9 protein-coding genes are annotated in these 7,233 nt (G+C 67.3%); 6 read left to right on the forward strand and 3 right to left on the reverse strand.

The features are described 5' to 3' along the window. Nucleotides 1-90: 90 nt before the first annotated feature. On the reverse strand, nucleotides 91-363 hold the full coding sequence (locus tag ACYCUK_RS22250) for a hypothetical protein (protein ID WP_461596795.1): 273 nt from the start codon (nucleotides 361-363) through the stop codon (nucleotides 91-93). Nucleotides 364-537: 174 nt separating this feature from the next. Between ACYCUK_RS22250 and hemA the strand changes: the two genes are divergently transcribed. From hemA to ACYCUK_RS22280, 6 genes are all read left to right on the forward strand, one after another. Further along, nucleotides 538-1,875 carry a glutamyl-tRNA reductase gene (gene hemA, locus ACYCUK_RS22255; protein ID WP_461596796.1) on the forward strand — a complete coding sequence of 446 codons (1,338 nt, stop codon included), beginning with the start codon at nucleotides 538-540 and terminating at the stop codon, nucleotides 1,873-1,875. Between the two features lie 87 nt (nucleotides 1,876-1,962). After that, nucleotides 1,963-3,042 carry a peptide chain release factor 1 gene (prfA, locus tag ACYCUK_RS22260; RefSeq protein WP_461596797.1) on the forward strand — a complete coding sequence of 360 codons (1,080 nt, stop codon included), beginning with the start codon at nucleotides 1,963-1,965 and terminating at the stop codon, nucleotides 3,040-3,042. Between the two features lie 82 nt (nucleotides 3,043-3,124). After that, nucleotides 3,125-3,967 carry a peptide chain release factor N(5)-glutamine methyltransferase gene (gene prmC, locus ACYCUK_RS22265; protein ID WP_461596803.1) on the forward strand — a complete coding sequence of 281 codons (843 nt, stop codon included), beginning with the start codon at nucleotides 3,125-3,127 and terminating at the stop codon, nucleotides 3,965-3,967. Nucleotides 3,968-4,051: 84 nt separating this feature from the next. Further along, entirely contained in the window at nucleotides 4,052-4,366 is a 315-nt protein-coding gene (grxD, locus tag ACYCUK_RS22270) for a Grx4 family monothiol glutaredoxin (protein WP_461596798.1), read from the forward strand. A 26-nt stretch (nucleotides 4,367-4,392) separates the two neighbouring features. Beyond that, nucleotides 4,393-4,980 carry a UbiX family flavin prenyltransferase gene (locus ACYCUK_RS22275; protein ID WP_461596799.1) on the forward strand — a complete coding sequence of 196 codons (588 nt, stop codon included), beginning with the start codon at nucleotides 4,393-4,395 and terminating at the stop codon, nucleotides 4,978-4,980. A 53-nt stretch (nucleotides 4,981-5,033) separates the two neighbouring features. Continuing rightward, nucleotides 5,034-5,603, forward strand: coding sequence for a hypothetical protein (locus tag ACYCUK_RS22280; protein ID WP_461596800.1), 570 nt, complete (start codon nucleotides 5,034-5,036; stop codon nucleotides 5,601-5,603). Here ACYCUK_RS22280 and ACYCUK_RS22285 read toward each other — a convergent pair. Next, the gene (locus ACYCUK_RS22285; protein ID WP_461596801.1) at nucleotides 5,517-6,917 is read right to left on the reverse strand and encodes a TolC family protein; all 1,401 of its coding nucleotides are present in this window, start codon (nucleotides 6,915-6,917) and stop codon (nucleotides 5,517-5,519) included. The genes ACYCUK_RS22280 and ACYCUK_RS22285 overlap by 87 nt on opposite strands. Then, a partial coding sequence (locus ACYCUK_RS22290; RefSeq protein ID WP_461596802.1) for an efflux RND transporter permease subunit occupies nucleotides 6,917-7,233 on the reverse strand: 317 nt, incomplete at its 5' end. The genes ACYCUK_RS22285 and ACYCUK_RS22290, both read right to left, overlap by 1 nt.

Consider the following 7,233-nt stretch of genomic DNA (forward strand, 5'->3'; position numbering starts at 1 on the left):
GGTGTGGGCCGGCATTGCCGTGTATGTGGTGGAAGGCTTGCTGGCCTTACGGGCAAGGCGCTACGCCGCCTGAACTTGAATCGGCCCGCCTCAGCGTCGGGTGCGCCGGCAAGCCAGCGCGCTGGCGGCGACGGCAGCGGCCAGCACGCTGGCGTAGTCGAGCACGGCACCGTCACGCAGCAAGCCGCTGCCGACCAGGACGAGATGCGTCACGAGTGCGGCCAGCGCCGCCCAGAACACCTGTCGGCCCAGCCTCGAAGCGCAGGGCCGTAGCACCCTCGGGCTGACCGCGCCGATGGCGCCGCCCACCACCAGCGGCATGACGCTGGTGCCCGCCAGCCACATCAGCAACAGGCTCAGCATGCGGCGGACATCCAAAACCGCTGCTGGAGCGTTATGCCCTTTGGAGGCGCTGATGGTGGAAGAAAAATGGTCATGGTCGAGTTTGCGGCGTGAATGGGTGCCTGGCATCGACAGCTGGATTGACCTGTATCAGCCGCACGGAGTGTCATCCATTCGTAAAATAGCGAACTCACTATGTTATTAGCCGCCGTCGGAGTCAACCACCAGACCGCGCCACTCGATGTGCGCGAGCGTCTCGCATTTTCAGCCGACGGCCTGAAGGATGCGCTGCGCACGCTGCGCGACAACCTGGCTGCGCGCCGGGGCGGCAGCGAAGGCGCGGTGGAAGCGGCCATCCTCTCCACCTGCAACCGCACCGAAATTTACTGCGCCGCCGAGGCCGACCCGCGCGAGGCGCTGGTGCATTGGCTGGCGCAGTCGCGCGCGCTGCGCGAGGGCGACCTGATCGACCACAGCTACCGCCTGGTGCAGGACGACACCGTGCGCCACGCTTTTCGCGTCGCCAGCGGGCTCGACTCCATGGTGCTGGGCGAGCCGCAGATCCTCGGCCAGATGAAAGACGCGGTGCGCGCCGCGACCGACACCGGCACCCTGGGCAGCACCCTGGGACAGATGTTCCAGCGCACCTTTGCCGTGGCCAAGGAGGTGCGCAGCACCACCGAGATCGGCGCGCATTCGGTGAGCATGGCCGCGGCCAGCGTGAAGCTGGCCGAAACCGTGTTCGAGAACCTGGCCGACTGCCGCGTGCTGTTCATCGGCGCCGGCGAAATGATCGAACTCGTCGCCACCCATTTCTCGGCGCGCAAGCCGCGCTACATGGCCATTGCCAACCGCACGCTGGAGCGCGGCTCCAAGCTGGCGGCGCAGTTCGGCGCCGAAGCCATGCGCCTGGCCGACGTGCCGCAGCGCCTGCCCGAGTTCGACGTGGTCGTCACTTCCACGGCCAGCACCCTGCCCATCATCGGCCTGGGCGCGGCCGAGCGCATGGTCAAGCAGCGCCGCCACAAGCCGGTGGTGATGGTCGATCTGGCGGTGCCGCGCGACATCGAGGCCGAGGTCGGCGAGCTGCCCGACGTCTACCTCTACACCGTGGACGACCTCACCGAACTGGTCCGCACCAACAGCGAGAAGCGCCAGGCCGCGGTGCAGCAGGCCGAGTCCATCATCGAGACCCGGGTGCAGGGCTTCTTGCAGTGGATGGACAGCCGCGAGCAAGTGCCGCTGATCCTGCAATTGCAAGACGTCAGCCGCCAGTGGCAGGCCGCCGAACTCGACCGCGCGCGCAGGCAACTGGCGCGTGGCGAAGACGCCGAGGCGGTGCTCGACATGCTGGCGCGCAATCTGTCGCAAAAGTTCATGCACAACGCCTACGCCGCCATGCACCACAGCGACCCCGCCCACCGCGAGCAAGTCGCGCGCGCAGTGCAGCGCCTGTTTCTCACGCCGCACCGCGGCTGCGGCAGCAACGGCGACAGCGGCGACGGCCACGGCAGCGACGCCAACAACACCTAGCTGAACCGGCGGCGCTTGCCGGGCTGCAAGCCTGGCCGCGCGCTGCCCGAGTTCGCGCGCCCGCTCCGCACATCCGCACACCACCCCATGAAACCCTCCCTGCGCGACAAGCTGGCCGCCATGCTGCGCCGCATGGACGAGATCGACGCCCTGCTCGGTGCGCCCGACAGCGCCGCCGACCCCGTCCGCCTGCGCGCCCTGGGCAGCGAGCGCGCCGAGCTGGCGCCGCTGGCCGCGCTCTACGGCGAGTTGCTGCAGGCCGAAGCCGAGCACGCCGACGCCCAGGCTCTGCTGGCAGAGCCCGAGATGCGCGCCTTGGCGCAGGACGAAATCGCATCCACGCAGCAGCGCATCGCCACGCTCGAAGCCGAGCTGCAAACCGCCCTGCTGCCACGCGACCCGGACGACCGCAAGCCCGCGTTCCTCGAGGTGCGCGCCGGGACCGGGGGCGACGAGTCCGCCCTGTTCGCCGCCGACCTGTTGCGCATGTACACCCGCTATGCCGAGCGCCGCGGCTGGCGCTGCGAAGTCATCAGCCATGCCGACAGCGACCTCGGCGGCGTGAAAGAGGCTGTGGTGCGCATCAGCGGCGAGGGCGTGTACGGGCGGCTCAAGTTCGAGAGCGGCGGCCACCGCGTGCAGCGCGTACCCGCCACCGAGTCGCAAGGGCGCATCCACACCAGCGCTGCAACCGTGGCGGTGATGCCCGAGCCCGACGCGCAGGCCGCGGTGCAGATCAACCCGGCCGAGCTGCGCATCGACACCTTCCGCGCCTCCGGCGCCGGCGGCCAGCACATCAACAAGACCGACTCGGCCGTGCGCATCATCCACCTGCCCACCGGCCTGGTGGTGGAGTGCCAGGACGACCGCTCGCAGCACCGCAACAAGGCGCAAGCGCTGGCGGTGCTGGCCGCGCGCCTGGAGCAGCGGCAGCGGCAGGAGGCGCAGGCCAAGGAAGCGGCGCAGCGCAAGAGCCTGGTCGGCAGCGGCGACCGCTCCGATCGCATCCGCACCTACAACGTGCCGCAAGGGCGCATCACCGACCACCGCATCAACCTCACGCTGTACAAGATCGACGCCATCCTGAACGGCGATCTCGACGAACTGCTCGACGCCCTGCACGCCGAACATCAGGCCGAGTTGCTGATGGCGCTGGGCGAGGCATGAACCGGAGCGTTCTTCGGGCTGCAGCCCATCGCCACCATCGCTGCGCCATGGCCAGTCGCGCAACGTGGCAACGTCCATGCGCATGACCCCCGAAGCCTGGATGCGCCAGGCCGGCCTGGCGCGCATCGACGCGCTGGTGCTGCTGCGCGAGCTGGCTGGCGTCAGCCACGCCGCCTTGCTGGCGCATCCCGAAGCCCAGCTCGACGCCACGGCCCTCAAGCTGCTGGACGCCGCCGCCACGCGCCGGCGGGCCGGCGAGCCGCTGGCTTATGTGCTGGGCTGGCGCGAGTTCTACGGCTTGCGCTTCACGGTGAGCCCAGCCGTGCTGGTGCCGCGGCCCGAGACCGAGTTGCTGGTGGACTTCGCCCTGGCGCGCATGCCGCACCACGGCCACGCCACCGTGCTCGACCTCGGCACCGGCAGCGGCGCCATCGCCGTGGCGGTGGCCCATGCGCGGCCGCAAGCCGAAGTGTGGGCGGTGGACACCAGCGCCGACGCGCTGAAGGTGGCCGCCGGCAACGCCCAATCGCTGTTGCTGCAACAGCGCCCCGGCGGCCCGCTGCGCCTGCTGGCCGGCGACTGGTTCGCCGCGCTGCCGATGCCCGCGCCACGCTTCGACCTCATCCTCGGCAACCCGCCCTACGTCGCGGCGGACGATGCGCACCTCGCCGCACTGGCGCACGAGCCGCAACTCGCCCTGGTGGGCCGCGCCAGCGCCGACGGCCTGGCCGACATCCGCCGCATCGTCGTCACGGCGCCCGCGCATCTGGCCGCCGGCGGCTGGCTGGCCTTGGAGCATGGCCACGACCAGGCCGCAGCCGTGCAGGCGCTGCTGCGCGCGGCGGGTTTGATGGCGGTGCAGACCCAGCCCGATCTCGCAGGGATTGCGCGCCTGACGGTCGGCCAGGCGCCAGCTTGGGCCTAGACCCCTCGGCCGCGCTCGCCTGGCCCAAAACCTACAATTCCCCCATGCGGCCAAGTCCGCGTTCACCGATTTCCAGAGGCCCCCATGTCCGACGTGATTCAACGCGTTGACCAACTCGTCAAGTCCAACGAGGTGGTGCTGTTCATGAAAGGGACGCCGCAGTTTCCGCAATGCGGCTTTTCCGGGCGCGCGGCGCAGATTCTCAAGGCTTGCGGCGTGAACCAGTACGCCAGCGTCAACGTGCTGGAGGACCAGGAGGTGCGCGAGAGCATCAAGCAATACGCCAACTGGCCGACCATTCCGCAGCTTTATGTGAAGGGCGAATTCGTGGGCGGCTCGGACATCATGATGGAGATGTACGAGAGCGGCGAGTTGCAGCAACTGCTGGCGCAGCCCTGAGCGCGGCGGCACATCCGGACCGTCGCGTGCGCCTGATCGTCGGCATCACCGGCGCCACCGGCGCCATCTATGGCGTGCGGCTGCTGCAGCACCTGCGCCGGCTGGGCGGGGTGCATACGCACCTGGTGGCCAGCAGCGCCGGCTGGCTGAGCGTGAAGGCGGAGCTGGACCTGGGCCGGCGCGAGGTGGAGGCGCTGGCCGATGAGACGCACCCGATTGGCGACGTGGCCGCCAGCATCGCCAGCGGTTCGTTCGCCACTGCCGGCATGGTGGTGGCGCCGTGTTCGATGAAGTCGCTCGCGTCCATCGCCCACGGCATGTCCGACAACCTGCTGACCCGCGCCGCGGACGTGTGCCTGAAAGAGCGCCGCCGCCTGGTGCTGATGGTGCGCGAGGCGCCGCTGAACCTGGCCCACCTGCGCAACATGACGGCCGTGGCCGAAATGGGCGGCACCATCTTCCCGCCCGTGCCGGCGTTCTACCAACGGCCGCAGACCCTGGAGCAGATGGTGGACCACACCCTGGGCCGGGTGCTGGAGCAGTTCGGCATCGCCCACGATCTGGCGCCGCAATGGCAGGGCTGGCCGGCAGCCGACGCGAGCACCGTCTCCTGAGCCCGACACCGCCCGCCTGCGTCTCGCCTCTTCTGCTACGACTCGCGGCCTGCATGCCGCTCCTCGACGCCCTGGCCGCCGCAGGGGGCGGATTCCAGATCGCCCCGTTCAATGCGCCGATACTGCCTTCGCCACGCCAACTGGGTCAGGGGCTGCCATGGTCGGGGCACCTGGACAGCGAAGCGGTGACCGTGACGCCCGGTGGCCGGCGACGCCCTGCTGCAACTGGGCGCGACAGCCTGGGCACCGACAAGGCCGGGCTGTGGCCCGGAGGCAAGCTGGATTTCAGCCTCATGGGCCTGGCGGCGCAAGGCGACCTGCCGGCGCAGACCGGCGCGCTGCAAACCACCAGCAACGACTGGGCCGCCAACTTCCTGCGCGTCTACCAGCTGAGCTACCGGCAGAACGCCGGCCCTGGCTTCGTGCGCGCCGGCATCGTGGACGTGAATGACTACTTCGCCACGGTGGGCCTGGCCGAGCACTCAAGGTGGGCTTGGCGCGTCTTCGCGCGCTTTGAGAAAAGCGACGCCACGTTCTCAATGTTGTGGTTGCTCCTGCGCAGGGCTTACAGCGGGCATGACTGCCGCACTTTGCGACAAATCAAACAGCAGCCCAGCGTTTAACTTGAGCAGAGCGGCTGATCGTGCTGCATCGAAATCCGTCAACAGCAGTTGTTGTTCCGCAGTCAGGGCGCTACGCCGCGCCATTAACCAATCCGAAATTGGCACCTCGCCCAATTGGTATGCACGCAACATGCGTGTGCTCGCTTGGATCTGCACCTGCGTGGCTTGTTCTTGCGCCAGTGCGCCGGAGGCTTGGGATTGCGCTGTGATAAATAGACGTTCAAAGTTGGCCAGCGTTTGAGCTTGAATGTCGTGTAGCCGCCATTGCGCTGCATCAAGCTCTGCTAGTGCGGCACGTTCTCGCGCTACCCGTGCCGGACCGCCAAATGGCATTGAAAACTGCAGGCCGATGACTCGCTCCTGGCCACCGCGATCCGACGCCAGATAGGCACCGACCGTTGGTTGTGGAGTGCGCATGGCAGCGTCTTGCGCGACCAAAGCCCGTGCTTCCTGCAAACGGGCGCGGCTGTACTCCAGTGCGGCACTGTGCTGCTCCACGAGGACAAGCAGTTCTTTGGCGCGCAACGTTGGCATGGCAAGTGTCGCTGTACTGTCGGGTTGCCCACTGAGCGTGGTGTCTGCAGCAAGCGCCGGATAGCGTGCTGCCAAGGCAGCGCGCTGGCTGTCTGCCATACCCTGTGCCAGCAGCAACGCAGACTTGGCACGCCCTTCCTCTGCTTGCATTTGCTCTAGTTCGAGAATGCTGGCATCTCCCAGCGACTCGCGACGATGTAAAGCATGCACTTGCTGTTGTAGGAGCAACAGATTCTGCTTAGCCAGCGCAACATTGGCCTGAGCAAACTGGGCGTTGAACCAGGCTACAAGCAAGGAGCTCAGCAGATTTTGCCGAGCGCTGTCCAGTTCGGCGTGCGCGGTGACGGAGAGTGCATTGGCCATGTGCGCATCGGCACGCGCTTGAGAAGGCAAACGAAGCTGGCGCTGGATCAATAGCTGCAATTCGTTGTACTTCGTAGCGACCGGCGCGTCCGGCGGCACGACGCGCCGTTGATCCATCTGCGCTTGGCCGACGAATTCATGTGTGCCATCGAGCAGTATCTGCCCGTTTTGCACGGCTGCCTGTTGCATGCCCTGGGCTGCGCGCACTGTGGGCGCATCCACCAGCAAGCGATCGAGCAAGGGCGTGCGAGGCAGAGTGGGACTTGGTAGCGAGTTCAGCGGAGGAATGGCCTCTTCCAAAGCTGCGGACATCGGCATGGCTGCTTGCAGCGATGCCGCATGGGTAGGCGCCGCAGCAAAGCTCAACGCCAGCGCAGTAACCCATAGATTGTTGAGGGATTGGCGAATCGATTGCATCAAACGTTCTCCATTTTGTCGGCCTCAAGCTTGCGCGCATCAGGCGGCAGACCGAAGCGAGCAAATAACAGGGGTAGCAGTACCAGGGTCAATACAGTGGATGTCACCAACCCGCCGACGACGACAATGGCTAGCGGCTTTTGAATCTCAGAACCGGGCCCGGTGGCCAGCAACAAGGGAATAAGGCCCAGCGCAGTGATCGTGGCGGTCATCATCACTGGGCGCAGCCGACGCATTGCGCCATCGCGCGCGGCCTGCTGCAGCGATAGACCCCGCTGCAGGAGCTCATTGAAATGGCTGACCAACACCAGGCCAT

This window comes from Thiomonas sp. (assembly GCF_054608695.1).

Excerpts from the sequence above, each read along its gene's own strand:
- hemA (WP_461596796.1), top strand. The coding sequence starts at position 538 with ATGTTATTAGCCGCCGTCGGAGTCAACCACCAGACCGCGCCACTCGAT.
- ACYCUK_RS22285 (WP_461596801.1), bottom strand. The coding sequence starts at position 6,917 with ATGCAATCGATTCGCCAATCCCTCAACAATCTATGGGTTACTGCGCTG.
- grxD (WP_461596798.1), top strand. The coding sequence starts at position 4,052 with ATGTCCGACGTGATTCAACGCGTTGACCAACTCGTCAAGTCCAACGAG.
- prmC (WP_461596803.1), top strand. The coding sequence starts at position 3,125 with ATGACCCCCGAAGCCTGGATGCGCCAGGCCGGCCTGGCGCGCATCGAC.
- ACYCUK_RS22280 (WP_461596800.1), top strand. The coding sequence starts at position 5,034 with ATGCCGCTCCTCGACGCCCTGGCCGCCGCAGGGGGCGGATTCCAGATC.
- prfA (WP_461596797.1), top strand. The coding sequence starts at position 1,963 with ATGAAACCCTCCCTGCGCGACAAGCTGGCCGCCATGCTGCGCCGCATG.
- ACYCUK_RS22250 (WP_461596795.1), bottom strand. The coding sequence starts at position 363 with ATGCTGAGCCTGTTGCTGATGTGGCTGGCGGGCACCAGCGTCATGCCG.